The 23,637-nt window shown below is 65.8% G+C and carries 29 protein-coding genes, 1 tRNA gene and 1 pseudogene; 22 read left to right on the forward strand and 9 right to left on the reverse strand.

Features of this window, described 5'->3' with window-relative positions:
* Positions 1 to 34: 34 nt before the first annotated feature.
* Positions 35 to 1,207: a glycoside hydrolase family 18 protein gene (locus tag C2U58_RS03410; RefSeq protein ID WP_102944547.1), complete on the forward strand. Its 1,173-nt coding sequence runs from the start codon at positions 35 to 37 to the stop codon at positions 1,205 to 1,207.
* 248 nt (positions 1,208 to 1,455) lie between these two features.
* On the opposite strand, the gene C2U58_RS03415 is transcribed toward C2U58_RS03410, so the two are convergent.
* From C2U58_RS03415 to C2U58_RS03425, 3 genes are read right to left on the reverse strand one after another with little or no spacing between them, the layout of a single operon-like run.
* The gene (locus C2U58_RS03415) at positions 1,456 to 3,021 is read right to left on the reverse strand and encodes a PepSY-associated TM helix domain-containing protein (RefSeq protein WP_102944548.1); all 1,566 of its coding nucleotides are present in this window, start codon (positions 3,019 to 3,021) and stop codon (positions 1,456 to 1,458) included.
* A 10-nt stretch (positions 3,022 to 3,031) separates the two neighbouring features.
* Positions 3,032 to 3,295, reverse strand: coding sequence for a hypothetical protein (locus C2U58_RS03420; protein ID WP_102944549.1), 264 nt, complete (start codon positions 3,293 to 3,295; stop codon positions 3,032 to 3,034).
* The gene (locus tag C2U58_RS03425; protein WP_102944999.1) at positions 3,295 to 3,588 is read right to left on the reverse strand and encodes a hypothetical protein; all 294 of its coding nucleotides are present in this window, start codon (positions 3,586 to 3,588) and stop codon (positions 3,295 to 3,297) included. Before C2U58_RS03425 ends, C2U58_RS03420 begins: the two co-directional genes overlap by 1 nt.
* Before the next feature lie 378 nt (positions 3,589 to 3,966).
* Here C2U58_RS03425 and thrS point away from each other — a divergent pair, with 378 nt between their 5' ends.
* The 10 genes from thrS (at position 3,967) to C2U58_RS03475 (ending at position 12,131) form a co-directional block, all read left to right on the forward strand.
* Positions 3,967 to 5,871 (forward strand): threonine--tRNA ligase, encoded by a 1,905-nt coding sequence (thrS, locus tag C2U58_RS03430; RefSeq protein ID WP_102944550.1) that lies wholly within the window; start codon positions 3,967 to 3,969, stop codon positions 5,869 to 5,871.
* Between the two features lie 48 nt (positions 5,872 to 5,919).
* The gene (infC, locus tag C2U58_RS03435) at positions 5,920 to 6,459 is read left to right on the forward strand and encodes a translation initiation factor IF-3 (protein WP_172448083.1); all 540 of its coding nucleotides are present in this window, start codon (positions 5,920 to 5,922) and stop codon (positions 6,457 to 6,459) included.
* A 208-nt stretch (positions 6,460 to 6,667) separates the two neighbouring features.
* Entirely contained in the window at positions 6,668 to 6,865 is a 198-nt protein-coding gene (gene rpmI / locus C2U58_RS03440) for a 50S ribosomal protein L35 (RefSeq protein WP_102944552.1), read from the forward strand.
* Positions 6,866 to 6,875: 10 nt separating this feature from the next.
* The gene (rplT, locus tag C2U58_RS03445; protein WP_003484828.1) at positions 6,876 to 7,235 is read left to right on the forward strand and encodes a 50S ribosomal protein L20; all 360 of its coding nucleotides are present in this window, start codon (positions 6,876 to 6,878) and stop codon (positions 7,233 to 7,235) included.
* Positions 7,236 to 7,388: 153 nt separating this feature from the next.
* Positions 7,389 to 8,384 (forward strand): phenylalanine--tRNA ligase subunit alpha, encoded by a 996-nt coding sequence (gene pheS, locus C2U58_RS03450; protein ID WP_102944553.1) that lies wholly within the window; start codon positions 7,389 to 7,391, stop codon positions 8,382 to 8,384.
* Between the two features lie 40 nt (positions 8,385 to 8,424).
* On the forward strand, positions 8,425 to 10,803 hold the full coding sequence (pheT, locus tag C2U58_RS03455) for a phenylalanine--tRNA ligase subunit beta (protein ID WP_102944554.1): 2,379 nt from the start codon (positions 8,425 to 8,427) through the stop codon (positions 10,801 to 10,803).
* Between the two features lie 26 nt (positions 10,804 to 10,829).
* Positions 10,830 to 11,129 (forward strand): integration host factor subunit alpha, encoded by a 300-nt coding sequence (locus C2U58_RS03460; protein ID WP_005410432.1) that lies wholly within the window; start codon positions 10,830 to 10,832, stop codon positions 11,127 to 11,129.
* The gene (locus tag C2U58_RS03465) at positions 11,110 to 11,466 is read left to right on the forward strand and encodes a MerR family transcriptional regulator (RefSeq protein WP_068853353.1); all 357 of its coding nucleotides are present in this window, start codon (positions 11,110 to 11,112) and stop codon (positions 11,464 to 11,466) included. The genes C2U58_RS03460 and C2U58_RS03465 overlap by 20 nt, the downstream gene beginning before the upstream one ends.
* Before the next feature lie 67 nt (positions 11,467 to 11,533).
* A tRNA-Pro gene (locus C2U58_RS03470) sits at positions 11,534 to 11,610 on the forward strand.
* Between the two features lie 83 nt (positions 11,611 to 11,693).
* Entirely contained in the window at positions 11,694 to 12,131 is a 438-nt protein-coding gene (locus C2U58_RS03475; protein ID WP_102945000.1) for an acetyltransferase, read from the forward strand.
* Between the two features lie 123 nt (positions 12,132 to 12,254).
* Here the strand turns inward: C2U58_RS03475 and C2U58_RS03480 are convergent, their stop codons facing one another.
* A complete protein-coding gene (locus C2U58_RS03480; protein ID WP_102944555.1) occupies positions 12,255 to 12,737 on the reverse strand; it encodes a hypothetical protein in 483 nt (160 codons plus the stop codon).
* Between the two features lie 296 nt (positions 12,738 to 13,033).
* On the opposite strand from C2U58_RS03480, the gene C2U58_RS20175 reads away from it, so the two are divergent.
* The 5 genes and pseudogenes from C2U58_RS20175 to C2U58_RS03500 all read left to right on the forward strand — a co-directional run bounded on the left by C2U58_RS20175 (position 13,034) and on the right by C2U58_RS03500 (position 15,532).
* Positions 13,034 to 13,234: a hypothetical protein gene (locus tag C2U58_RS20175; RefSeq protein WP_253256635.1), complete on the forward strand. Its 201-nt coding sequence runs from the start codon at positions 13,034 to 13,036 to the stop codon at positions 13,232 to 13,234.
* Positions 13,234 to 13,392 (forward strand): annotated as a pseudogene (locus C2U58_RS20180) (GNAT family N-acetyltransferase); the annotation flags it as partial. The gene C2U58_RS20175 and the pseudogene C2U58_RS20180, both read left to right, overlap by 1 nt.
* Before the next feature lie 135 nt (positions 13,393 to 13,527).
* On the forward strand, positions 13,528 to 14,535 hold the full coding sequence (locus tag C2U58_RS03490; protein ID WP_102945001.1) for an HWE histidine kinase domain-containing protein: 1,008 nt from the start codon (positions 13,528 to 13,530) through the stop codon (positions 14,533 to 14,535).
* A complete protein-coding gene (locus C2U58_RS03495; RefSeq protein ID WP_102944556.1) occupies positions 14,532 to 14,924 on the forward strand; it encodes a response regulator in 393 nt (130 codons plus the stop codon). Before C2U58_RS03490 ends, C2U58_RS03495 begins: the two co-directional genes overlap by 4 nt.
* 434 nt (positions 14,925 to 15,358) lie before the next feature.
* The gene (locus tag C2U58_RS03500; protein ID WP_070207834.1) at positions 15,359 to 15,532 is read left to right on the forward strand and encodes a DUF1328 domain-containing protein; all 174 of its coding nucleotides are present in this window, start codon (positions 15,359 to 15,361) and stop codon (positions 15,530 to 15,532) included.
* Positions 15,533 to 15,610: 78 nt separating this feature from the next.
* Here C2U58_RS03500 and C2U58_RS03505 read toward each other — a convergent pair whose 3' ends face one another.
* From C2U58_RS03505 to C2U58_RS03530, 5 genes are all read right to left on the reverse strand, one after another.
* Entirely contained in the window at positions 15,611 to 15,997 is a 387-nt protein-coding gene (locus tag C2U58_RS03505; protein WP_102945002.1) for a type II toxin-antitoxin system HicB family antitoxin, read from the reverse strand.
* Between the two features lie 301 nt (positions 15,998 to 16,298).
* Positions 16,299 to 17,057, reverse strand: coding sequence for a transporter (locus tag C2U58_RS03515; RefSeq protein ID WP_253256636.1), 759 nt, complete (start codon positions 17,055 to 17,057; stop codon positions 16,299 to 16,301).
* Between the two features lie 88 nt (positions 17,058 to 17,145).
* Positions 17,146 to 17,568 (reverse strand): hypothetical protein, encoded by a 423-nt coding sequence (locus C2U58_RS03520; protein ID WP_102944559.1) that lies wholly within the window; start codon positions 17,566 to 17,568, stop codon positions 17,146 to 17,148.
* 33 nt (positions 17,569 to 17,601) lie between these two features.
* The gene (locus C2U58_RS03525) at positions 17,602 to 17,835 is read right to left on the reverse strand and encodes a hypothetical protein (protein ID WP_102944560.1); all 234 of its coding nucleotides are present in this window, start codon (positions 17,833 to 17,835) and stop codon (positions 17,602 to 17,604) included.
* Positions 17,836 to 17,837: 2 nt separating this feature from the next.
* The gene (locus tag C2U58_RS03530) at positions 17,838 to 18,614 is read right to left on the reverse strand and encodes a MipA/OmpV family protein (RefSeq protein WP_102944561.1); all 777 of its coding nucleotides are present in this window, start codon (positions 18,612 to 18,614) and stop codon (positions 17,838 to 17,840) included.
* Between the two features lie 114 nt (positions 18,615 to 18,728).
* Between C2U58_RS03530 and C2U58_RS03535 the strand changes: the two genes are divergently transcribed.
* The 6 genes from C2U58_RS03535 to C2U58_RS03560 all read left to right on the forward strand — a co-directional run bounded on the left by C2U58_RS03535 (position 18,729) and on the right by C2U58_RS03560 (position 23,634).
* Positions 18,729 to 19,403 carry a response regulator transcription factor gene (locus tag C2U58_RS03535; RefSeq protein WP_102944562.1) on the forward strand — a complete coding sequence of 225 codons (675 nt, stop codon included), beginning with the start codon at positions 18,729 to 18,731 and terminating at the stop codon, positions 19,401 to 19,403.
* The gene (locus C2U58_RS03540; protein ID WP_102944563.1) at positions 19,400 to 20,737 is read left to right on the forward strand and encodes a HAMP domain-containing sensor histidine kinase; all 1,338 of its coding nucleotides are present in this window, start codon (positions 19,400 to 19,402) and stop codon (positions 20,735 to 20,737) included. Before C2U58_RS03535 ends, C2U58_RS03540 begins: the two co-directional genes overlap by 4 nt.
* A 75-nt stretch (positions 20,738 to 20,812) precedes the next feature.
* Positions 20,813 to 21,520, forward strand: coding sequence for a hypothetical protein (locus C2U58_RS03545; protein ID WP_102944564.1), 708 nt, complete (start codon positions 20,813 to 20,815; stop codon positions 21,518 to 21,520).
* A 25-nt stretch (positions 21,521 to 21,545) separates the two neighbouring features.
* Complete coding sequence (locus tag C2U58_RS03550) at positions 21,546 to 22,610, forward strand: linear amide C-N hydrolase (protein ID WP_102944565.1); 1,065 nt, start codon at positions 21,546 to 21,548, stop codon at positions 22,608 to 22,610.
* Between the two features lie 153 nt (positions 22,611 to 22,763).
* Positions 22,764 to 22,964, forward strand: coding sequence for a hypothetical protein (locus C2U58_RS03555; protein ID WP_102944566.1), 201 nt, complete (start codon positions 22,764 to 22,766; stop codon positions 22,962 to 22,964).
* 121 nt (positions 22,965 to 23,085) lie between these two features.
* Complete coding sequence (locus C2U58_RS03560; protein ID WP_102944567.1) at positions 23,086 to 23,634, forward strand: DUF3011 domain-containing protein; 549 nt, start codon at positions 23,086 to 23,088, stop codon at positions 23,632 to 23,634.
* Positions 23,635 to 23,637: the final 3 nt, after the last annotated feature.

Consider the following 23,637-nt stretch of genomic DNA (forward strand, 5'->3'; position numbering starts at 1 on the left):
TACCGTTGGCCTCATCCAGGTCCACGGAGTTGCCATGTCCCGTTTCATCGTCTCCCTGCTCGGTGCGGCCATCGTTGCCGCACTGCCGCTTTCGAGCCACGCCGCGCCCGCATCCAACGCCGTGATCGGCGCCTACTACCCGGGCGGTTCGGCCGAACGCTACCCGGTGGCCAGCATCCCGGCCGACACGCTCACCCATCTGTTCTACGCCTTCGCCCGCATCGAAGACGGTCGGTGCGTGGTGGACGCCGCCGCACCGGAACACTTCAAGGCGCTTGCCGAGCTCAAGCGCGCGCACCCTCAGCTGCGCAGCATGATCTCGATTGGTGGCTGGAACGCTGGCGGCTTCTCCGATGCGGCGCTGACCCCGGAAAGCCGTGAGCGTTTTGTGCGCTCGTGCGTGGCGATGTTCTTCGAGCAGCATCGCGGCAGTTTCGACGGCGTGGATATCGACTGGGAGTTCCCGGTCTCCGGCGGCCCGCTGGAAATCACCGACCGTCCCGAAGACCGCCACAACATGACCCTGCTGGTGCAGGAGTTCCGTCGCCAGCTGGACGCGTTGGACGGCGGCAAGGGCCCGCACCGCCTGCTCACCGCCGCGCTGCCGGCCGGCCGCGTGCAGACAGACGGGCCGTACGACCCGGCGCTGAGCTATGAGTTGAAGGAACTGGGCGCGCAGCTCGATTTCATCAACCTGATGAGCTACGACATGGGCACCGGTTTCTCGAAGGTGTCCACGTTCAACGCGCCGCTGCGCGAAGTGCCGCAGGACCCGCTGGCGCAGGAACAGCGCCGCTGGAACAACGTGGAAGGGGCGGTGCAGTTCTACCGCGACCACGGCGTGCCGGCCGACAAGCTGGTGCTGGGCGTGCCGTTCTACGGGCGTGGGTTTACCGTTACCGGCGACAGCGCCGATGGCCTGTACCAGCCGTACAGCGCGCCTTTCGACGCAGGCGACTGGCGCCGCATCAAGGCCGAATTCCTCGGCAAGCCCGGCTGGCAGCGGCACTGGCACCCGGTCGCGCAGACCCCGTGGTTGTACAACCCGGCGCAGAAGGTGTTCATCAGTTACGAAGACCCGCAGTCGATCGGCATCCGCGCCGATTTCGCCAAGGAGCAGAAGCTGCGCGGTGTGTTCACCTGGGAGCTGACCGGTGACGACGACCAGGCCAGCCTGTTGAAAGCGATGGCCGCACCGTTCCGGTGATACGGATGCGGCGGTAATTTCGATGCGCTCTGCCGGTAGGGTCGGTTCCCAAACGACCGCCGATATAGGCGATACGCACGGTGACGCATGACTTCCGAACGGAGAAACGCCACAACGCGCGATTCCGTTCAATGGTCATGCGTTAATCGGATAATCACCGTTATCGGCGGTCGTTTGGGAACCGACCCTACCGATGGTTGCGCCATCATCCGCAGGATTTCCGACCGCCGATGCCACGCATTCTGTTGTTACCTCGCGTGCGCCCAGACGCTGTTCGGGTCGCCGTGCAGCGCACGGCGACGGGTCGCACGTGCCATCGCGGCAAACCCGATCGCCATCGCCAACGCCACACCGTCCACCCAGAACAAGGGCCAATACCCGTGCATGGCACTGGTCCACAGCCACAGCCCGCTCATTGCGCCGTGCACCACCGGGATCAACGCGGTCACCACTGCAGCCGCCCACAGCAGCTCCACAGCGGCCTTGGACGGTGCACGCAGCGCCGCCCACAGGGCGCAACCGCCCCAGACCAGGAAACACGTCCAGCGCATGCCAGCGTCGGCGTGCGCCGGTGCCAGGTGCTCCAGCAGCTGCACGCTCACGAACGCCGCCGAGACGGCTACGCACAGCCCGATGCATACGCCCACCGTGACCCGCGCCATGTTCACCTGCGCGCGACCCTGCTCGACCTGGCGACGCTTGCGGCGCGACTCGATCCACAGCAGGTTGCCCGAATAGAACAGAAACGCACCGCCCAGCCCGAGCACGAAGTACAGCCACGGCACCAGCCCGTTGCCGAATTCGCCGAAATGCAGCGCATAGGCCGCCGCCAGCGTCGCGTGGTTGGCGTCGCGCTGGCCTGGCAGCTGGGTGTGCAGCACCTCGCCGGTGTTGGCGTCCATTTCCACCGCGCCCAGCGGGCCCAGCGACACGCCACCGTCGCCGGTGATCTCGATCACCGCATTGGCATCGCCGGCATTGGCCAGTTTCAGGTAGGCCGGCTCGAAGCGCTGCTGGCCCATCTCGTTGGCCACCGCGATCGAGCGCGCATGCAGCATCGCCAGGCTGCCGGCACGCACCGGCTCGTTGGCCGGCGCGCGGATCGGTGCGGTATCGGTCGCACCGGGAATCGCCGCCAGCAGCTTGCCGTCGTAGATCAGCGGGTTGAGCGCGGCCATCTGCAGGAACATCAGGCACAGCAGCGCACCGGTCACCGCGAACAGCAGGTGGAACGGCAGGCTCAGCACGCCGATCACGTTGTGCGCGTCCTGCCACATCTGTTTCAGGTTGCGGCCCGGCCGCAGCGCGAACAGGTCGCCGACCAGCTTGGGCAGGTGGATCACCAGACCGGACAGCAGCGCCAGCCCGTACAGCAGGCTGACCACGCCCATCAGGTAGATGCCCGCCACCGGCAGGCCCAGCGTGTAGTGGAGTTCATTGACCAGCTCGGCCAACCCGGCCTGCGGCGGGGTAGGGCTGCCGTCCACGTGGTCGGCCCAGGCGAACAGCCAGGTGCCCTTGGCGTCCTGCCAGTACGCGATGGACTGCGGCGTCTCCGCGCCCGGGAAGGTCATGCCGATGTGCTTGCGCGCGTCCGGATGCCTGGCCAGCACGCCATCGAGCAGGCGCTGGGCGTCGTCCAGGGTCTGCGCCGGCTGGTCCATGCCCTGCGGCGACTGCCACAGCGGCAGGTCGTGGTGGAACACCGTGATCGCACCGGCATAGAACGCCACGAACAGCGCAAAGCCGGCCACCAGGCCGACCCAGGTGTGCAGCGTGGTGAAGGTGCGCAGGGTGAGCGAACTGAATTTCATCGAATAGACCTCACTGCACCCAATCGAAGTGGCGCAGCAGCCACAGCAGGCCGAAGCCGAACGCGGCGCTGGCACCGAGCCACAGCCACGCGCGCAGCCCGGTGCGGAACGCGAATGCCCACAGCGCGGCCAGCATCCACAACGGAATGAAGGCGACCATGCTGGGCACGATCACCGACTGCCACGGACCCGGCGGCAGCCAGGTGATCAGCCCGGCAGCCGCGGCCGCCACGAAGAAGCCGGCCAGCAGGCCGGCAAGCGCACGAGCCCACATCAGCGTCGCGCCTCCGCGTCGGGGCGCGTCCACGCCGCCAGGTAGGGCAGCACCAGCGCGGTCAGCATCCAGATCCCAAGCGTGACGCACAGGCCGGTGGCCAGGCCGAGCTGGCCCATCCACAGCCACAACGCCGTGGCCGCCGCCACCAGCCCGAGCTGGCGGCCCAGCCGCGCGCCTCGGCGCAGGCGCGGCCAGCGGCAGTGTGGCGAGGCTGCGTAGAAGGCCAGCGCAGAGAACGCCGAGGCGGTACCGGCCAGGAGGCAATAAAGGGTGGCAAGCGTGAAGGGCATGCGGAAGCCGAGTGCGAGGGGCGCGCATCCGTTGCGCTGCAAAGTGCGCATGGTAATCATTGCCGTTCGCAACCGGTAGTGCCGGCCGCCGGCCGGCTCCCCGCAATCCCGTCCTCCCCGGTAGCGCCGGCCGTTGGCCCGCATGAGCGCCGGACACACTCCATGGGCCGGCCAACGGCCGGCGCTACCGGGGGACCCTGCTTTGGTTTAAGATCGACCCCATCCATTTCTCCTGGTACCAAGGTGACCCGCGCCCAGCGCCGGTCCAGCGTGCGACATGAGCACTACCACCGCCCACTGCTGACGCTCCCGACGGCTCCTTGCCCAGGCGCCCTCGTGGCGCTTTTCTTTTATCCGAATCAAGCACGAAACCCAGCCATGATCGCGATCACGCTTCCCGACGGCAGCCGCCGTGAGTTCGAAAACCCTGTCAGTGTCATGGACGTCGCCCAGTCGATCGGCGCCGGCCTGGCCAAGGCCACCATCGCCGGTGCCGTCGACGGCACCCTGGTCGATGCCAGCGACGTGATCGACCACGACGCCAGCCTGCGCATCATCACCGCCAAGGACGAGGAGGGCGTGGAAATCATCCGCCACTCCTGCGCCCACCTGCTCGGCCATGCGGTCAAGCAGCTGTACCCGGACGTGAAGATGGTGATCGGCCCGGTCATCGCCGAAGGCTTCTACTACGACATCTTCTCCGAGCGCCCGTTCACCCCGGACGACATGGCCGCCATCGAAAAGCGCATGGCCGAGCTGATCGCGCAGGACTACGACGTGGTCAAGAAGCTGACCCCGCGCGCCGAGGTGGTGGAAATCTTCAAGAGCCGTGGCGAAGACTACAAACTGCGCCTGATCGAAGACATGTCGCCTGAGATCCAGGCCATGGGCATGTACTACCACCAGGAATACGTGGACATGTGCCGCGGCCCGCACGTGCCCAACACGCGCTTCCTGAAGGCCTTCAAGCTGACCCGCATCTCCGGCGCCTACTGGCGCGGCGACGCGCAGAACGAGCAGCTGCAGCGCGTCTACGGCACCGCCTGGGCCGACAAGAAGCAGCTCGAGGCGTACATCAAGCGCGTTGAAGAAGCCGAAATGCGCGACCACCGCCGCATCGGCAAGCAGCAGGACCTGTTCCACCTGCAGGAAGAGGCCCCCGGCCTGGTGTTCTGGCACCCCAAGGGCTGGGCGCTGTGGCAGGTGGTCGAGCAGTACATGCGCAAGGTCTACCAGAAGAGCGGCTACGGCGAAGTGCGCTGCCCGCAGATCCTGGACGTGAGCCTGTGGAAGAAGTCCGGCCACTGGGACAACTACCAGGACAACATGTTCTTCACCGAATCGGAGAAGCGCACCTACGCGGTCAAGCCGATGAACTGCCCGGGCCACGTGCAGGTGTTCAACCAGGGCCTGCACAGCTACCGCGACCTGCCGATCCGCTACGGTGAGTTCGGTTCCTGCCACCGCAACGAGCCCTCCGGCGCGCTGCACGGCATCCTGCGCGTGCGCGGCTTCACCCAGGACGACGGCCACGTGTTCTGCACCGAGGCGCAGATCGAATCGGAAGTGACCGCCTTCCACCAGCAGGCGCTGGCGGTGTACCAGCACTTCGGCTTCGAAGAGATCCAGATCAAGATCGCGCTGCGCCCGGAATCGCGCCTGGGCGACGACGCCACCTGGGACAAGGCCGAAAGCGCGCTGCGCTCGGCGCTGTCCAGCTGCGGCGTGGAGTGGCAGGAGCTGCCGGGCGAGGGCGCCTTCTACGGCCCGAAGATCGAGTACCACCTGAAGGACGCCATCGGCCGCACCTGGCAGCTGGGCACAATGCAGGTCGACTTCATGATGCCCGGCCGCCTCGGCGCCGAGTACGTGGACGAAGCCAGCCAGAAGAAGCACCCGGTCATGCTGCACCGGGCCATCGTGGGCTCCATGGAGCGCTTCCTGGGCATCCTGATCGAGCACCATGCCGGCCACTTCCCGGCCTGGCTGGCCCCGGTCCAGGCGGTGGTGGCCAATATCACCGACGCCCAGGCTGAATACGTTGAAGGGGTCAGGAAAACCCTTGCAGATCAAGGCCTCCGGGTAACGGCCGATTTGCGCAACGAGAAGATCGGTTATAAGATTCGCGAGCATACGCTGCAGCGGGTCCCGTATCTGCTGGTGGTGGGCGACCGTGAGAAGGAAAATGGCGCCGTAGCCGTGCGTACGCGCTCGGGCGAGGATCTGGGCAGCATGTCCGTCCAGGCCTTCATCGAGCGGTTGCAGGCAGAACAGTCCGTGTAAGACAGTCCCGGCCCCGCGGATGATCCGTCATGGGCCGGTTTGATTCCTCTGGGAGATTGCAATATCAGTACCCCTGACAACAAACAGAACCGCAAGAATCAGGAAATCCGGGTGCCGCGCGTACGCGTGATCGGCAGCGACGGTGAAATGATTGGCGTGTTGTCGCGCGACGAAGCGCTGTCGATGGCCGAAGACGAAGGCCTGGACCTGGTCGAGATCCAGCCGCAGGCCGATCCGCCGGTCTGCAAGATCATGGACTTCGGCAAGTTCAAGTTCGAAGCGCAGAAAAAGGCCAATGAGGCCAAGAAGAAGACCAAGCAGGTCGAAATCAAGGAAGTGAAGTTCCGCCCGGTCACCGACGAAGGCGACTACCAGATCAAGCTGCGCAAGATGCGCGGGTTCCTGGAAGACGGTGACAAGATCAAGGTGAACATCCGCTTCCGTGGCCGTGAAATGAGCCATCAGGAACTGGGTCGCGAAATGGCCAACCGGATCGAAGCCGATCTGGGCGAGGACATCGTGATCGAGTCCCGTCCGCGCCTGGAAGGCCGGCAGATGGTCATGATGATCGCGCCCAAGAAGAAATAACCGCGCCCCGGCGCGTTAACCCCCGCCCAATCAACCATTTGCAACCGGCTTCGGTCGCTGGCATAATGGGCGGCCCCGTATTGCGGGGTGAAGGACCCGCCCGGTTCCCAGAGGGGAATCCGGGCTTAAAAGCAGGCAAGGGCACGGACGGAAAGTGTGGCATCGCCACCGCCCTGGTCAGTAAAAAAACATCATCAAGGACATTGCAATGCCCAAGATCAAGACCAACCGGGCGGCGGCCAAGCGTTTCCGCAAGACCGCCTCCGGCAAGTTCAAGGCTGGCCACGCCAACCGCAGCCACATCCTCACCAAGAAGTCGACCAAGCGGAAGCGCAATCTGCGTCAGACGAACCATGTTCGTGCAGAAGACGCAGGCCGTTTGACTCGTATGCTTCCCTACCTCTGAGGACTGAACCATGGCTCGAGTAAAGCGTGGTGTACAGGCGCGTCGCCGCCACAAGAAAATCCTGACCCTTGCCAAGGGTTACTACAACGCACGCCGCAAGGTCTTCCGCGTTGCCAAGCAGGCCGTCATCAAGGCGCAGCAGTACGCCTACATCGGTCGTAAGCAGAAGAAGCGTAATTTCCGCTCGCTGTGGATCACCCGCATCAACGCGGCTGCCCGCATCAACGGTCTGAGCTACAGCCGTTTCATGAACGGCCTGCTGAAGGCGGGTATCACCCTGGACCGTAAGGTCCTGGCCGATATCGCCGTGCACGACGCAGCCGGTTTTGCTGCACTGGCCGAAAAGGCCAAGGGCGCGCTGGCGGCATAAGTCCATTCCCCGCCGTTGCCGTGCAAACGCAACGGCTGCGGGTAAGGCAATGCATGGGGAAGGGCGCAAGTCCTTCCCCATTCTTTTTTGTGCCGCCGGGAGTCGGCCCGGCGCGCATCGCGAAGGCAGACCGACGCGAGGTCCTGGCTATCCATGAGTGACATCCAATCCCTGACCACCCAGGCGCTGGCCGACGTGGCCGCCGCACAGAGTCCCGATGCGCTTGAAGCGCTGCGCGTGGCCCTGCTCGGCAAGAGCGGCAGCATCACCGCCCAGCTCAAGCAGCTCGGCGCGCTGCCTGCCGACGCGCGCAAGGCCGCCGGCGAAGCCATCAACCAGGCGCGCGACGCGCTGACCACCGCCCTGGGCGAGCGCAAGGCCGTGCTGGAAGACGCTGCGCTCGACGCGCGCCTGGCCGCCGAAGCGATCGACATCACCCTGCCGGGCCGTGCCGCAGAGCGCGGTGGCCTGCACCCGGTGACCCGCACCCTGGAACGCATCACCGAGATCTTCGGCCGCCTCGGCTACGAGCTGTCCGAGGGCCCGGAAATCGAAGACGACTGGCACAACTTCGAAGCGCTGAACTTCCCGCCGCACCACCCGGCGCGTGCGATGCACGACACCTTCTATTTCGGCGACGGCCGCCTGCTGCGCACGCATACCTCCGGTGTGCAGGTGCGCTACATGGGCGACCACGCGCCGCCGCTGCGCATGATCGCCGCCGGTAAGGTCTATCGCAGCGACAGCGACCAGACCCATTCGCCGATGTTCCACCAGGTGGAAGGCCTGCTGGTGGACGAGCATTCGACCTTCGCCGACCTCAAGGGCACCTTGTCCGAGTTCGTGCGCGCGTTCTTCGAGCGCGACTTCGAAATGCGCTTCCGCCCCAGCTACTTCCCGTTCGTGGAACCCGGCGCGGAAGTGGACATCGCCTGGCAGCAGCCCGACGGCAGCACCCGCTGGCTGGAAGTGCTTGGCTGCGGCATGGTCCACCCGAACGTGCTGCGCAACGTCGGCATCGATCCGGAGCGCTACACCGGCTTCGCCTTCGGCCTGGGCGTGGAGCGTTTCGCCATGCTGCGTTACGGCGTGAACGACCTGCGCGCGTTCTTCGAAAACGACGTGCGGTTCCTCAAGCAATTCGCGTAATCACGGCCTGGCGCTTGCGCCGGCCCACCAGGGTGACACCATGAAATTCTCTGAAAACTGGCTGCGCAGCCACGTTCCCACCACCGCCTCGCGCGCCGAGCTGAGCGCGGTGCTGACCGCGATCGGGCTGGAAGTGGAAGAGGTCACCGACCTCGGCGCGAACCTCGACCACGTAGTGGTCGCGCGCATCATCTCCGCCGAGCGCCACCCCGAAGCCGACCGCCTGCAGATCTGCCAGGTCGACGCCGGGCAGGGCGAGCACCTGCAGATCGTGTGCGGCGCGCCCAACGCGCGCGCCGGGCTGGTTGCGCCACTGGCGATGGTCGGTGCCACGTTCGGCGACATGACCATCAAGGCCGCCAAGCTGCGTGGCGTCGAGTCCAACGGCATGCTGTGCTCGGCCAAGGAACTGGGCCTGGACAGCGACGCCTCCGGCCTGTTCGAGCTCCCTGATGACGCCCCGGTTGGCCAGACCCTGGTCGAATACCTCGGCCTGCCCGACGCCAGCATCGAGATCAAGCTGACCCCCAACCGCGCCGACTGCTTCAGCGTGCGCGGCATCGCCTTCGACGTGGCCGCCGCCTGCGCCAGCGAAGTGGTGCCGTTCAATGCCGCCCCGGTCGCCGCCGTCGGCAATCGTGAACTGGATATCGCGCTCAACGCCGGTGCCGAAGCGCCGCGTTACCTCGGCCGCGTCATCGAAGGCGTGAACCCGCGCGCCGCCACCCCGCTGTGGATGGCCGAGCGCCTGCGCCGCAGCGGTGTGCGCCCGGTGTCGTTGCTGGTCGACATCACCCAGTACGTGATGCTCGAACTGGGCCAGCCGATGCACGCCTACGACCTGGGCACCCTGCAGGGCAGCATCGGCGTGCGCCGCTCGCGCGCCGGCGAAACCCTGAAGCTGCTGGACGGCCGCGACGCCGCGCTGGACGACAGCTTCCTGGTGGTCACCGACGCCGACCGCCCGGTCGGCCTGGCCGGCCTGATGGGCGGCTTCGATAGCCGCGTCACCGACGACACCACCGCCGTGTTCCTTGAAGCCGCGCACTTCGCCCCGGCCGCCATCATGGGCCGTGGCCGCAAGCTGGGCCTGCACACCGACGCCGGCCACCGCTTCGAGCGTGGCGTCGACCCGGCGCTGCCGCGCACCGCCATCGAATACGCCACCCGCCTGGTCCTGGACCTGGCCGGCGGCACCCCGGCGCCGGTTACCGAGGCCGTGAACGAAGGCGACCTGCCGGCCACCGCGACCATCGGCCTGCGCCGCGCGCGCATCGCCCGGGTGCTGGGCATCCAGATCGCCGACGCCGACGTCGAGCGCATCCTGCGCGCGCTGGGCATGGACGTGGCCGCCGCCGCCGACGGCTGGCAGGTCACCGCGCCCAGCCGCCGCTTCGACATCGCCATTGAAGAAGACCTCATCGAAGAGCTGGCCCGCATCCACGGCTACGAGCGCATTCCGACCACCCTGCCAGGTGGCGCGGCGCGCATCGCCATGCCCAGCGAAACCCGCCTGGACGACCTGAGCACCCGCCGCCAGCTGGTCGCCCGCGACCTGCAGGAAACCATCAACTACGCCTTCGTCGATGCTGGCCTACTCGCCAGCTGGCAGCTGCAGGACAACGTGGTGGCCCTGGCAAACCCGCTGTCGGCCGAGCTGGCGGTGATGCGCCCGGCGCTGCTGCCGGGCCTGGTCGCCACCCTGGGCCGCAACGCCGCGCGCCAGCAGCCCACCGTGCGCCTGTTCGAGCTGGGCCGCGTGTTCCACCCGCAGGCCGGGCAGGGCGCCGCCCCGCTGGAAACCCAGCGCGTGGCCGTGGCCGTGTGCGGCGACGCCACCCCCGAGCAGTGGGGCCTGGCCACCCGCAAGGTCGACTTCCACGACCTCAAGGGCGACCTGGAATCGCTGGCCGCCGCCTCCGGCGCCGTGCTCAGCTTCGTGCCCTCGACCCGCCCGTACGGCCACCCGGCCCGCTCGGCCGAGGTCCTGCGCGACGGGGTCAGCCTGGGCTGGATCGGCCAGATCCACCCGCGCCTGGCCAAGGCCATGGACATCGACGCCGACGTGTTCGGCTTCGAGCTGGACCTGGCCGCCCTGGCCGCCCGCGCCCTGCCGCGCGCCAGCGACCTGTCCCGGTTCCCCTCGGTCCGCCGCGACCTGGCCTTCCTGGTCCCCGAGGCTGCGGCCTGGGCCGACCTGGAAGCCACCCTGCGCCGGGCGGCCGGCCCGCTGCTGCAGCAGGTGACCCTGTTCGACCGTTACGTCGGGCAGGGGGTAGAGCCGGGCTTCAAGAGTCTCGCTATGGGCTTGATTTTGCAGGACAAGTCGCGCACTCTGACGGACCGCGACGTGGATGCGGTGGTCACCGAGGCGGTGGCCGCGATGGAGCGTGAACACCACGCCCGGATCCGCGGTTGAGCGGGCAGCATGGGGGGTAGCAGGCAATGGCATTGACCAAGGCGGAGATGGCCGAAAAGCTGTTCGACGAAGTCGGTCTGAACAAGCGCGAGGCCAAGGAATTTGTCGACGCGTTCTTCGATGTGCTGCGTGAAGCATTGGAACAGGGACGGCAGGTGAAGCTTTCCGGCTTCGGCAATTTCGACCTGCGGCGCAAGAACCAGCGCCCGGGCCGCAATCCGAAAACCGGTGAAGAGATTCCGATTTCTGCCCGTACGGTGGTCACCTTCCGTCCGGGCCAGAAGCTCAAGGAAAGGGTAGAGGCATATGCTGGATCCGGGCAGTAACCGCGAACTTCCGCCGATACCGGCCAAGCGCTACTTCACCATTGGTGAAGTCAGCGAGCTGTGCGACGTAAAGCCGCACGTGCTGCGCTACTGGGAAACCGAATTTCCCAGCCTGGAGCCGGCCAAGCGCCGTGGCAACCGTCGCTACTACCAGCGCCACGACGTGCTCATGGTGCGCCAGATCCGCGGCCTGCTCTACGAGCAGGGCTACACCATCGGCGGTGCCCGCCTGCGCCTGGAAGGTGCAGGTGCACGCGACGAATCGGCACTGAGCAACCAGATCATCAAACAGACGCGCATGGAACTGGAAGAAGTGCTTCAGCTGCTGCGCCGCTGAACCCTTTTCAAGCCAAACCGGTTATACTCGTCCGCCCGCTGCAAGGCGGGAACAACACCAGCAACATCGGGGCGTAGCGCAGCCTGGTAGCGCATCTGCCTGGGGGGCAGAGGGTCGTCGGTTCAAATCCGGCCGTCCCGACCATTGTTGGTGACACGATCAAGGGTTCGCACTTCGGTGCGGGCCCTTTTTTGTTTCAGCACGACCGGATTCTGCAGAGGACAACCATGACCACCATTCGACCTTCCCGACTCGACGAGGGCGCACGTGTCATCGAGATCTGGCGTGCCGCCGTTGATGCGACCCATGACTTCCTGACGCCCGAAGATCGTCAGGCCATCGACGCCATGGTGTGTGGGTTCCTGCCCAATGCACCGCTGTGGATCGCAGCGGATCACAGCGATTATCCAGTCGCCTTCATGCTGCTCGACGGAGGCCACATGGAGGCGCTGTTCGTAGATCCAGCCCATCGCGGAACCGGCGTAGGAGCAGCGCTGGTGCGCCATGCAATCGCGCTGCATCCGACACTGACGACTGACGTAAACGAGCAGAACGCACAGGCAGTGGGATTCTACGAGCGGATGGGATTTCGGAGGACCGGGCGCTCCGAAGTGGACGGGCAGGGCAGGCCGTATCCGCTGATCCACCTGAAGTATTTGGACTGATTCGAGAGCCTCCGGTTCGAATGTCGGCTGCGGGGCGTGGGATCACGCTGTCTGGTTTTGTGGGCGAGCGAAGGCCCCGGTAGGGGCCTCCATTCCAGGTACGGCGCGTGTATGTGGCAGTAACTATTGGACGGGAGTCGGTGCGCCCGACCCTGACGGCGGCGGCCCCAACGGTGCCATCGGCACCTCGTCCAGATCCACGAGCGAGATCAGTGCCAGCAGGTTCTTGATGCTCATGTCTTCGACGTTGCCCGGGCAGCGTTCGATTACGTCGATGAGTGCGAGCAGCTCGACAATGCGCAGGTCGTAGATGCGCAGCAGTTTGCGGATTGCGCGGAACACGTCGTGCCTTGAAGGGTCGTTGGCACCGATCAGGCGGTGCACCTGCGTTCCCGGCTTCGCCGTGGCATCGCAGCGCGTCGATGAGATCGCCTTCAGTATTTCGCCCATCGTCAGCTGATCTGATGTACGGATATCGGTTCGGAGCTTGGACTCAAGCGTGACCCAGGCGGGACTTCCCCAGTCCAAGGTCTCGGCAATGGCATTGAAGTAGTAGGTGAGGTCAACGGTGACGCGCGACGGCGCGGCGAAGGGATCGATGTGCATGAAAGACGTCCTCAATAGAAGTAAGTTCGGGCGCCTCCCCATGTACTTGGATAGGCGCTGCTGCTCCTTTGATTCGGGACGCCAATCCCGGTCGCCGATTATCTGGCGACGCGGCGATCCTGCTGGTGGTGCTCGGTAGCTGTCAATCAAGCCTGTCTTGAAAGGCACTGTTTCAGGTACCGACGGCCATGCACCGCTGGTAACCGGCGCCTACACCCCGCCACCCCGTTACCATTTCCCTGTCGGTTCCAGACCGGAACCCAGGGATCAGGCACAGGCTGATGGCGACAAGGAGAGTGCGGGCTGTCGATCTGGAGCAGGCCAGTGCGGTGTGCATGGCCTCCTTCATGGAGGCGGTTGCGCCGTCGCTGGGCCCGGAGGGCATCGCCACCTTTGCCGGGATCGTCTCGGTCGACGGGTTTGCCGGGCGGCTGTCCGATGAGAAGACATGTTCGTGTACGAGGCCGACGGCCAGGTGGTCGGCGTGGCCGAGCTGATGGGCGGACAGCACGTGGCCACCTTGTTCGTGGCCCCGGGCTGGCAGGGGCAGGGGATTGGCCGGGCGCTTATGGACGCGCTGCTGGATTGCGCGCGGGCGGAAGTGGTTACGGTGCGGGCGTCGCTGACCGCCGTGGCCGCCTATCAGCGTTACGGTTTTGTCGTGTCCGGACCGGTCGGCGAGTACGCCGGTCTGGTTTACCAGCCCATGCAGAAACCATTATCTGGGCGTGATCCGGGCTTCACGGTGGCGGCCCTATGCTCGGCCGAAATTCACAGGGTTCAAGCCGTGTTGCAGGAGCAGGAAGAAGACACCCCCAAGTGGCGCATCTATGAGGCCCTGCTGCAGGCGACGCCCGATCTTTCTTACGTATTCGACCTGGATCACCGCTTCATCTACGCCAACAAGGCGCTGCTCAGCATGTGGGGCATGACCTGGGATGAGGCGATGGGCAAGACCTGCCTGGAGATCGGCTACGAGCCCTGGCATGCGGCCATGCACGATGCCGAAATCGACCGGGTGATCGCGACGAAGCAGCCCATCCGCGGTGATGTGCCGTTTCCGCACGCTACCGAGGGCGTGCGGATCTACGACTACATTTTCACTCCGGTGATCGGGCCGGACGGGGAGGTGGAGGCGATTGCCGGAAGCACCCGCGACGTGACCGAGCGCAAGCGTCACGAGCAGCACCTGCAGTTGCTCATCAACGAGCTCAATCACCGGGTAAAGAATTCGCTGGCGATGGTGCAGTCCATCGCACGGCAGACCTTCCGCAATGCGCAGGACGTGGCCGAGGCCAGCGAGAAGGTTGAGCAACGTCTGATGGCGCTGGCCGCGGCGCATGATGTGCTGACCCGCGAAAACTGGCACAGCGCCGACATCGTGGAGCTGATACAGGCCACCGCGACGGTGCACGCCGACGACCGCGACCAGCGCTTTGATATCAAGGGCGAACCCTGCAGGTTGGAACCGCGTCGCGCGCTGGCCTTGGCGATGGCGCTGCATGAGCTTGGCACCAACGCGGTGAAGTACGGAGCGCTGTCCGGGGCGGAAGGACGGGTGTCGCTGCAATGGGACAAGCACAAGGTTGCCGGCCGCGACATGATCGAGCTGGTCTGGCAGGAGAGCGGAGGACCGCCGGTGCAATCGCCGAGCCAGCGGGGCTTCGGTTCGCGGCTGCTTGAACAGGGCCTCAAGCACGACCTGGGCGGCAAGGTGGAACTGGACTTCGATCCGGATGGCCTGCGCTACCGGGTGCTGTTCCCACCGTTGGACGACGACATGCGGGTACACCCTTGAACGGGCGCGTGCTGGTGGTCGAAGACGAGTCGATGGTCGCGATGATGGTCCAGGACTATCTGGTCGACGAGGGCTACGAGGTGGTGGCCTTGGCTGGCACGCTGGACGATGCGTTGAGCGCGGCTGAGCAGTGCAGCTTCGATGTGGCCCTGCTGGACGTGAACCTGGCAGGTACGCCGTCATTCCCGGTTGCCGACCTGCTCGAAGCACGTGGCATTCCCTACATGTTCCTCACCGGCTATGGACCAGACAGTCTTCCGGAGCGCCTTAAGGGACGCTACGGCCTGCAGAAGCCGTTCAAGATGCGCGAGCTGCGCAGGGAAATCGAGAGGGTGACAAATCCATCCGGCGGGGCAGCGCCCGGCGCCGACGGTACGTCGCTGCGCTGAGGCAGCGGCGGTTGCGCGATCAGCTGACCGCGCGGATCACTTCTTCAATCAGCACGACGTAACAGGCCGCGAAGTAGACCTTGAGCAATGCCGGGTGCTGCTTGGTGACGAATGCGCGCATGACGGTGTTGGCCGTTGTGGGACGTCATCATTGTGACCATGCGGTGAAATTGAGGCAACGATCACACATTCAGTGCTGTGATGAGAGGTTGCGTGAGCGAGCTTTTAAATCAACCACTTGCGTGTTAAGTCGTGGAGCCGGCTGATACCGTTCGTCGGAAAATTCCTACAAGCGCTCCTGAATACGTAGCGGATGCTGTTCAGACTCGGTAGCGCCTTCACACGCTGCCCGCGTCTCATTCACCCATGCGGCACAGCCGGATCGATAGCGTGGAGGCCTGTCAGTCATCCCGCACTCCGGGCAAAGGAACATCATGATCAAGTGGGCCATCATCTTCGCCATCATCGGCCTCATTGCCGGCGCGCTCGGCTTTGCCGGCATCGGCGGCGCCGCCATCGGCGTGGCCAAGTTCCTGTTCTGGGCAGGCATCATCATCGCCGTCGTGCTGTTCCTGCTGGGCATGACGGTCGCCAAGAAGGTGACCTGACCGCAAGGTCGCAGCGTGTAGAACCGCAAAAGCCTGCGCAGCGATGCGCAGGCTTTTTGTTGTGGTGACGCCTGCGCGCTAATGGCTCAATTCGTGTTCGGCGGCCAGTGCAAGGAAGGCAGAGCGCGACATGCGCCTCGCCGCTGCGGCCTGGTCGATCTTTCCAACCAGATACTCAGGAAGGCTGATGTTGAGGCGTACGGCCCGAGTGTTGACCTTGGACAGGTCTACATCGACGAGCATCCAGAATCCATCCTGATACTGCGGTTGGTTGAGATGAACGCTGAGAGGCGAGGGCATCGGCGGCGCCTTCGTCTCGCCGTCGTACATCAGTTCCACCGCCTCTTGAACCATGCGGGGCAGCTGCTCCAGCTCATCGGCAGCAGAGTGGACGCCGGGCAGGTCCGGGACAATTGCGCCGTAGGCACTGTCCTCCTGCTGATGAACATAGACGGGGTAAAGCATCAGGTTCTCCATCCGGCTTGCCGCAGAATGCTGTTGACGGTTCCTGGGGGCAGGTCCTTCTTTGGATGAGGAAGAATCACTGTTCTCGCCCCCTTTCGCAGCTTGTGGTGGCTTCCGCGCACCGAAACGACTTCGAAGCCATCCGCCCGCAATCGCTTCATGAGTTCGTTGCTGTCCATCCGCACAGGAACGCACGCGGACGGCGATGTGTCTACACAATCTTACACAACAATTTCGACAAATCCATTAGTTTTGTCTATCGGGTCGTATTTGGCCCTGCGGATGGGGGGAGCCGCGTCACTCACTCAAAATAGAACGACACCCCCAGCCCGGCCTGTAGATCCGGGCTGTTGCGGTCCAGGCCGAGGTCGAAGGAGGCGTCCAGTTGGACGCGGCGGGCGGGCATCCAGGTCAGGCCGGCGCCGGCCACCGAGGTGGAGGATTCGCCGTCGGTGTGGGTGAATCCGGCTTCGATGTAGGCGCTGATGTTGTCGCTTACGGCCAGGCTGAGGCTGGGCGACCACTCGAAGGCGTCTTCGCCGGCGCCACGGGTGGCGTTGCCGTACAGGGCGCCGGTCCAGCGGTCGTTGAAGGTGTACTCGTAGCTGGCGCCGAGCTGGTACTGGGTGCCGCCTTCGCTGAAATCACGCGAACCAGTATCGAAACTGCTGCTGGCCAGCAGCGCGACGGCATGGCGCTCGGAATCGAGCGGCAGGGCGAACTTGAGCGCCAGGCCCGCGTCGCCCGCGCCGCGCGTGGTAGTCGAAGGTGCGTTGCGCGGCGCTTCGCGCAGGCGATTCCAGGGGCTGCCGAAGGCCTGCAGTTCGAAGTTCGCGCCCAACCCCACGCGCAACCGCAGATCAGTGCCGTACTCCGTGGTGCGCGTTCCGGCATCGTCGCGATCGCGCTCGTAGTCGGGCAGGCCAAGCTCCAGCGCGACGCCACCGGCGGGCAGCACCGACGCCGCAAAGCCCAGCCCCGGCCGGTCGAAGGCCGGCGTTTGGTCGTCTTTTTGCTGCGCCCATGCAGGCGCCGCAAACGCCACCAGCATCAGACCCATCCATGCTCGCATTGCCACACCCACGCTGAGGAAACAGGAGCAGCCTAGCGATGCGGTGGCAACGCGCCGTGAGGGTGCATCGCAGGCGTCAGAGCGGCCGGGTCAGGGCCAGCAGGCCTTCCAGCAGGCGCGCCGCGCGCGGCTGCCCGTCGTCGTCGATCGGGCAGGCCATCGACTGCAGCCAGAACCCGTGCGCGGCGCGGCGTGCAGCGGTGAGGCGATGGTCGTCGCCTTCGCCCGGGTGCAGCTGCAGCTGCGCCTGGATCCACTGCTTCAGCGCCTGCGCCACTTCAGGGTCGGGTCGTCCGCGCGGCGTGCCCGCGCCCGGGTCCGGCGGCAACAGGCAGGCGCGGAATATCGCGGTGACGTACGCGCGGGAAAAACGCCCGTAGGCATCGGGATCCTGCGCAATCAGGGCCTGCACCGCGCGGTCGAACTCGATCAGTGCGCTGGCCAGCGCCGGTACATCGGCCGGTTCGGTGGTGCTGATCAGGGGGAAGGGACGGCTCATGCGGGCTCCGGGGGAGGGGCAGGTTAGCGGCGATCAGCGCGCCACCGTTGCGTGCGGAAGGTGCGATGGCAGCGGCCCGGACTGTTCCAGCAGGCTGCGCAGCAGGTCCACCACGCGCTCGCCCTGGCCATTGCAGGCGAGCTCGAAGGTGGTGTGCCCGCCGAGTGCTGCCAGCGGGGTGTGCACGATCCAGTGCAGCACGCGGCTGCGGTCGGGTTCGATCTGCAGCGCGAGCGTGGCGACGCGACGTACGATGCCCGTACGCATGCTCAGAACCCGTAGCTCAGCGCCAGCAGCGCACTGTCCATGTGGTCGCCCACGGTCATCGGGCTGTCCTTCACCGCATCGGACAGCAGGGTGCGGCGCAGCGATGCCGTTGCGGTCCAATGCGGGCCCAGCGGCATTACCGCGCTCAGGTCCATGTACGGCGAAACGCCGCTGCCGGCGCTGTAGGCCGCCAGCCCACTGCGCTGTGCTTCCACCGCGCTCACGCCGAAGTAGTAGTCATTGAGGTCGCTGCTGGCGTACTGCGCGCCCACGCCGGGCACCAGCACGAGGCGGCCGGTGGGGATGGGGTAGGTGTACTTGGCGTCGGCGGCAAAACCGCCGCCGTGGCCGCTGACCTCGGCCTGCACATTGCCCTGCAGCACGCCCCACGGCGCGGTGTGGCGCACGGCCACGCCGGCCATGGCCGACATGCTGCGGTTGGAGAGCTGGCGCATCTGGGCGTCATCGGTGTCGTTGCGCTTGAAGCGCATGAAGTACGGTGACGCCAGCAGCGAGACTTCGGTCTGTTCGGTGCTGATCAGTTTGTAGCCCAAGCTGCCGCCACGGAAGTGGAACCGCTCGCCTTCCCAGTTGATCACCGGCACCGGCAGCACGTCGGTGTCGTAGCCGGCGTAGGGCGACTTCTGCGCGACCACCGCAAGGCCCACGCTGCTGCGTGGCTTGGCCCCGGGAGCGGCCTGGGCGAGTACGCTGCCGCTGGCCAGCAACCCGACCAGGACAAGGCCTGCCGCTGCTGTCTTCCGTGATCCGCTGTGCATGGGTAACGCTCCTGGGGGACGATCAAACCGCCATGATGTCCCCCGGACATTGTGGGAACGTTGCGCCGCCGGGCGCGGTACCATCGGCGGCCTCTGCCCCCGCCTGCACCGCCCATGCGCATCCTGCTGCTCGAAGACGACCCCGAACTGGCCGGTGCCATCCAGGCCAGCCTGGGCCGCCACGGCATGGTGGTGGACCTGGTGGTGTCGATGGCGCAGGCGTCCGAGGCGCTCAAGGCCGGGGTGCACCAGGTGCTGCTGCTGGACCGCCAGCTGCCCGACGGTGACGGGGCAAATTTCGTGCGGGTGGCGCGCAGCCACGTGCCCAACCTGCCGGTGATCATGCTGACCGCGCGCGATTCGGTGGCCGACCGCGTGGTCGGTCTGGATGTAGGCGCCGACGATTACCTGACCAAGCCGTTCGCGGTGGAAGAACTGCTGGCGCGGATCCGCGCGATCTCGCGGCGGCCAGCGCAGATCACCTTGCCGATGCTGGAGCTGGGGCGGTTGCAGTTCGATTTCGTGGCGCGCGAAGCGCGCGTGGGCGGTGCGTTGCTGGCATTGCCGCGCAGGCAGTTGCTGGTGCTTGAAGCGCTCGCCCTTCGCCAGGGGCGCACGGTGGCGCGCGCGGCGCTGCAGGAAGCGGTGTACGGCTTCGACGACGACATCCAGTCCAACGCGTTGGACGCGCACGTCTCCAAGCTGCGCCGCGCGCTGGCCGATGCGGACGCGCAGGTGGAAATCCATGTGATGCGTGGCATCGGCTACCTGCTGAAGGAAACCGCATGAAGTTCCTCAAACCCGGCTCGCTGTCCTTCAGCCTGGCCTGGAAGATCTGCCTGATCCAGGTGGCGATGGTGCTGATCGCACTGACCGGCATCGCGTTGGTCTATGGCGACCGCAGCACCGCGTATGTGGACTGGAAGACCAGTGAAGCCGTCGCCGATGCGATCCGCCTGCAGGGCAGTGAACTGCAGGTGGATTGGGCAGCAGTGGACGCGGCCGCGCCAGACCGCCCGGCAACCTTCTGGTTTGCCGCCGCCGACGAGCAGGGCCATCGCCTCGAACACGGCACGGTCCCGGCGGTGTATCGCCCACTGGCCGACCAGCTGGCGCATGTGGAACCCACCGACGTGCGCACGCGCAGCCGCGGGCTGGAGCTGGCAATGCGCGTGTGGGTGTCCGACCGCGAAGAAGGGCGCCTGCACGTGATGGTGGGCGGGCTGCCGCAGCGCGGCTTCTGGCGGCAGTTGCTGGTAGTGATCGGCTATCTCGGTGGCTGGATCACGCTGCCGCTGATCGTGATTACCCTGGTAGTGGCGCCCTGGGCGATCCACCGCTCGCTGCGCGGGGTGAACCGGGTCGCTGCGCAGGCTGCGGCGATCCAGATCACCGAACGCGTGCGTGGCCTCGACACGCACGCGGTGCCGCGCGAGATCGTGCCGCTGGTGGACGCTTTCAATGCCGCGGTGCGCCGCATTGGTGAAAGCTACGACGCGCAGGACCGCTTCCTGGTCGGCGCGGCGCACGAGCTGCGCATGCCGATCGCGATCCTCGCAACGCGCATTGCCGACCTGCCACCCGGGCAGGTGCGCGCACGCCTGCAGCGCGACCTGGGCCGGTTGAGCAACATCGCCGAGCAGCTGCTTGACCTGCAGCGGCTGGACCATCACCGCAGCCAGCACCAGCGGGTCGACCTGGCCGCACTCACGCGTGAGGTGGCCGGCGACGTGGCGCCACTGCTGATCGACGCCGGTTACGCATTCGAGGTGGATGCACCCGACACGGAGGTCTGGGTTCGAGGCGATCCGGACGCCTTGCATCGGGTAATCAGCGGGCTGCTGCAGAACGCCATCGCGCATGGCGGTGGCAGCGGAACCGTGCTGGTGGAACTGCAGCCGACTGGCGTGCTTTCGGTCAGCGACGAAGGCGACGGCGTGCCCGAACAGGCACGGCAATCGATCTTCGAGCCATTCCACCGGCTGCGGCCCAGTGGCAGCGGCAGTGGCCTGGGCCTGTACCTGGCGCGCGAGATCCTGTTGCGTCATGGCGGCAGCATCGTGGCCGAAGAGGCCGCGGGCGGTGGCGCGCGCTTTGTGATGTCGCTGCCGGTAGAGCGCTAAGCGCACCGGTTCACCATGCCATCACCGTGATTGCGGTGTGATGGGGTTGAACACCCCTCCACTCCAGGATCGGATATGCGCGGTTGGTGGTTGTCGTGCCTGTTGTTGCCGTGCACTGCGTTCGCACAGGACGACTGGCAGCTCAGCGTGGTGCCCTACGTTTGGGGTGCCAGCGTGAAGGCGGACGTGAATGCGCCGCCGCTGGCGCCGGTGACGGTGCACAAGTCCTTCAGCGACACCTTTGAGCATCTGGACATGGCGGCGATGGCGATCATCGATGCGCGCCATGGACGCTGGGGAATACTTTCGGATTTCACCTGGGTCGATACCAGCGAAGACGCCGTGGTGCCGCGTGTTGGGCTGCCTGCGACGCTCGAAACGCGTGTTGCCACAGCCGCCCTGATGGGGCACTACCGCTTCATCGACGAAACCCGCTGGGGCATGGATGTCATCGGCGGTGCGCGCTACTGGCACCTGCGCGGCAAGGTGGATGTGCCGGCGTTGGGCCGCGGGGTCGATATTTCCCGCAACTGGGTGGACCCGGTGCTCGGCGTGCGGCTGGGTTGGACGTTGAGCGACCGGCAGGGCATTACGGTGTGGGCGCTCGGTAGCGCCAGCGATGCGGTGCGCTGGGACCTGATGGCCAGCTACGGCGTGCGCGTCACCGACCACGCCTGGCTGCGGCTGGGTTACCGCTATCTCGCGATGCGCCAGGTAACCCGCTATCTCGATTTCGACGCTGCCATGGCCGGCCCCGGGCTCGGCCTGGAGTGGCGCTTCTAGGTTTTCCTGCACACGAGGTGTTGCCATGCGTTTTCCGCTGTCGTTGCGCCCCACGCTGTTGGCCGTTGCACTGACCCTGGTTGCCGCCCAGGCCGATGCCTGTACCCGCGTTGTGTACCTGGGGGCCAACGACGATGTGATTACCGCACGTTCCATGGACTGGAAGGAGGACGTTGCAACGAACCTGTGGGTGTTCCCGCAGGGCATGAAGCGGACCGGGCAGGCCGGGCCGAAATCGATCGAATGGACGTCGAAGTACGGGAGCGTGATCGCCAGCGGTTACGACATTTCCACTACCGATGGGCTCAATGAGAAGGGGCTGGCCGCCAACGTGCTGTGGCTGGTGGAGTCGCAGTATCCGCAGCACGGCAACGGCAAGCCCGGACTGGCCATTTCGCTGTGGGCGCAGTACGTGCTGGACAACTTCGCCAGCGTGGCCGAAGCGGTCAAGGCGTTGGAGGGCGAGCCGTACACGCTGGTGACGGACAAACTGCCGGGCGAAGACCGCACTGCCACGTTGCACCTTTCGCTGTCCGATGCCAGTGGTGACAGCGCCATCATCGAATACATCGGCGGCAAGCAGGTGATCCACCATGACCGCAAATACCAGGTCATGACCAACTCGCCGGTGTTCGACCAGCAGCTGGCGTTGAATGCGTATTGGCAGCAGATCGGCGGCACGGTGATGCTGCCGGGTACCAACCGCGCGTCGGACCGGTTTACCCGCGCCAAGTTCTATATCAACGCGATTCCCAAGAGCGAGGATCCGCGCGTGGCGCTGGCCAGCGTGTTCAGCGTGATCCGCAATGCGTCGGTGCCGTTCGGGATCACCACGCCGGAAGAGCCCAATATTTCCTCCACGCGCTGGCGAACCGTGGCCGACCATAAGCGGAAACTGTATTTCTTCGAATCCGCGCTGACCCCGAATACCTTCTGGGTGGACCTCAACAAGGTCGATTTCAGCGCGGCCACCGGTCAGGTCCTGAAACTGGATCTGGGCCCTGACCAGCGCAATGTGTTCGCCGGCGATGCCCTGGCCCAGTTCAAATCCTCCAGGCCATTCAACTTTCTGGGGACTGGCGGGCAATAAATTCAGATTAATCCGATAGTCCGGCAGGCAGTCCGCACGTATCTTTTCTCCAGCGTCGGGAAGGAACCCACGCCACGCAAGATCCCCCGCGCGGACCCTGCCCAGCAGCATGCCGCGCCTTGCCCCCGCAGGAAGCCAACCGAGGCCGCTCCCATGATGATCAAAGTGCAACACCAGGACCACCAATGGCAGGTCGTCCAGCCTGATGCTGCGCCGGTTCCCTTTGAAAGTGGCGCAGTCGCCTTCGATTTCGCCAACGACCTGGCCCGCGCCCACCACGCCGAAACCGGCGACAGCAGCGCGGTACGGGTGGAAGTGGGCGAGGCGTTCGTGGACGCGGTTCAGTACGACTGAGTTTCAGCTCCGCGTCGGCTTGTTGAATCGCGCCTGAAATAACCCCCTTCCGGCCTATAGGCGAAGTGCGGAATTTCGCTGATCCTGTGCCTATTCATCCACCGGCACGAGGAACACCGCAATGAAGCAGACAACGCAGATCGGAATGTGGGCCCTGCTGCCGGCAGCCCTGATGGCCATGGCCGGCAGCGCGCAGGCGCAGCGCTACGATGACCGCTACGACGACCGTTACAACGACGGCCCGGTGCGTTGCGAGTCGATCAAGAACCGTACCCAGCAGTGCCCGATCGATGGCCGTGCGCGTCTTGTGCGCCAGCTGTCCGGGTCGCCCTGTATCGAGGGCGACACCTGGGGCCAGGCCCGTAACGGCGTGTGGGTGACCCGCGGCTGCCGCGCCGAGTTCATTGCCGAGCGCGGCCGTCCCTCGCATGGGGGCGGCTGGGGTAACAATGGCAACAACGGCGGCGGCTGGGGCGGCGGGCGCGGCCAGATCATCAGCTGCGATTCCAACGACCAGCGCATGCGCCGCTGCAACGTGAGCGTGCGCCGCGACGTGCGGCTGGTGCGCCAGACCTCACGCACGGCCTGCGTTGAAGGCCGTACGTGGGGTCATGATCGCGATGGGGTGTGGGTGAACGGTGGGTGCCGGGCGGAGTTCGAAATCCGGTAACCG

Source organism: Stenotrophomonas sp. VV52 (assembly GCF_002893095.1).
Classification (GTDB): domain Bacteria; phylum Pseudomonadota; class Gammaproteobacteria; order Xanthomonadales; family Xanthomonadaceae; genus Stenotrophomonas; species Stenotrophomonas aracearum.